This is a genomic window from Prevotellamassilia timonensis, assembly GCF_900106785.1.
GTDB classification, from domain to species: Bacteria; Bacteroidota; Bacteroidia; order Bacteroidales; family Bacteroidaceae; genus Alloprevotella; species Alloprevotella timonensis.
Map to the genome: position 1 here is coordinate 1 of NZ_LT629832.1, position 2,169 is coordinate 2,169.

The 2,169-nt window shown below is 37.3% G+C and carries 2 protein-coding genes and 1 tRNA gene; 2 read left to right on the forward strand and 1 reads right to left on the reverse strand.

Annotated features, from left to right (window positions below; translation table 11 throughout):
- Positions 1–41 precede the first annotated feature (41 nt).
- A tRNA-Ser gene (locus tag BQ5453_RS00330) sits at positions 42–126 on the forward strand.
- Positions 127–464: 338 nt separating this feature from the next.
- On the forward strand, positions 465–1,484 hold the full coding sequence (locus BQ5453_RS00335) for a leucine-rich repeat domain-containing protein (RefSeq protein ID WP_083361062.1): 1,020 nt from the start codon (positions 465–467) through the stop codon (positions 1,482–1,484).
- A gap of 265 nt (positions 1,485–1,749) precedes the next feature.
- On the opposite strand, the gene BQ5453_RS00340 is transcribed toward BQ5453_RS00335, so the two are convergent.
- Positions 1,750–2,169: transposase (locus BQ5453_RS00340; RefSeq protein ID WP_143033235.1), on the reverse strand; the 420-nt coding region annotated here is incomplete at its 5' end.

Consider the following 2,169-nt stretch of genomic DNA (forward strand, 5'->3'; position numbering starts at 1 on the left):
CTTTGCACTCGCAAACACGAAAAGACGACCATAGTTTGCATGGAGAGATGGCAGAGTGGTCGAATGCACCGGTCTTGAAAACCGGCGTACTGCAAGGTACCGGGGGTTCGAATCCCTCTCTCTCCGCAAAAGTCAGCGTAACGAGTTGTAAAACAATAAGTTACGCTGATTTTTCGTTTAAGGGTGCGCCAAATCTGCGCCAGAATTTTTCAGGTAATTGAACAAACGTCTTTAATTCACCGATATGATCATATAGAAGTTATGTAGAATCGTTAGCAGAAGGCGATGATGTGCAAAACTTTTGGGGATGGCTTTTCGATAAAGCAGAGTTGAATGATAAAATGCCACTGGATTTACCAAACAAGTTCAAAGACGAATACGGTCATCAGTATTCAACTCATATTAATGAATTGTGACAAAGTGAATGACTCGATTCAGATAAACAAGTTTTAAAACGAGAACAAATGAACAAGTCTTTGTATGTGATGGGCTCTGAACCTTTACACGAATGGGAACGTAGAAACAATTACCCTTCATGCATTGTCTTGACAGGAAATGTATCTGCAAATACGTTTTCTGAGTTCGCACATGATTTCGACTACACCAAATACAAACAAATATCTTTCAATGAATTGTTTGTGGGGGATATACTATATAAAAATGGCAAATCTTGTACATACGAAGAATATCTTTCACAATTTGTTTGTGGGGATGCAATAAGACTATTCGTTCTTATCAAGCTTTACCTTAATATCAAGATTGCAAGGTCTTTTGTTGTTTATAGGGATTGTGTATATTCTGCCAATTATAAAACACTTGTACATGCTCCAGAAGCAACAGAACTTGTAGTTCTTCCATTTGTGGAGCATATAGGTAATGGGGCTTGCTGTGGTTATGACAAGATGTCCGTATTGAAGCTGAATAATGGTTTGAAAAGTATAGGCAAATGGTCTTTTGTAGCAGCCGACATAAACAAATTAGAATTGCCTCACTCGTTGGTTTCATTAGGGGAAAACGCCTTTCTGATGTCTGAACTTGAAAGTGTAAGGCTATCGGACTCCTTGGAAGGAATACCTGACGGATGTTTTGATTTGTGTTCTCTTGACAGTATAAAAATACCTCATAGTGTTAAGTACATAGGTAATAAATCTCTTCGGGGATTGATATGGACAGACGAGATAGAGATACCAGAAGGTGTCGAGAAAATAGGATATGATGCTTTTGAAGCTATGTATCATGTTTCTTTGCCATCAACCCTATTGGAGATTGCTCCAGATTTTTATTATGAATACTGTATCGATGACCCTAATCATCCTCCATACATTGAGGTACATCCAAATAATAAGGTGTTTTACTCCAAAGAAGGAAGTTTGTATTTCAAAGCGACAGGACTCCTTGCTATTGATAGTAAATATAATGGCCCCAATAAATGCTGTATAAGGTATCAGTATGATGATGACAAATTACCAAAAGAAGAATCGTAATGAAAATAGTTAGTTATAACATAGCAAAATGCGTTCAGACCAAAATAGACCATATCCTAAGAATGAACGCTGATTTGTACATTTTGCCAGAATGTGCCGACTCTAAAAGCATTGTTCTGCCAAAAGGCTATACCATGTTTTGGACTGGTGATGATGATATAACGCGAGTTCGAGATAATATTCTAAAAAGTAAAGAGCAGAAAACCATCCAACCTACAAAGGGTGGCCATAAAATGGTCACCTATCAAAATTATGTAAGTTTATTTTATTGCCAAATTACGAGTTGCCCGTCAGATGGGGGTATCTCATAGTCAAAGTTGACATGAGGCTTGGTAGAAAAGAAGCAATACGCCCCCATTGCAGCCAAAATATTCATAATGAAATTATGCAAACTCCGATGACGAGTATGTACAATTTGAGCTACATTTTTGAGCATATCGTTTACAGATTCAATGACACTTCTCTTGCGTAACATAATCTTATCATAAAGTGGCATGAGTTTCTGTTTCATGTTTGAGCGAAGTCCTGTAACAATATGAACGCCTTTATCCCAAAGTTTTCCAAAAAGAGTCTGAGAAATATAACCTTTATCTGCATACAACTTACCAAAAACCTTGTCAGTCAATGCATTCATAACATTCTCATTGCGATCGTCGACGTTGGCTTTCGTAAGATTAAAGTTTAT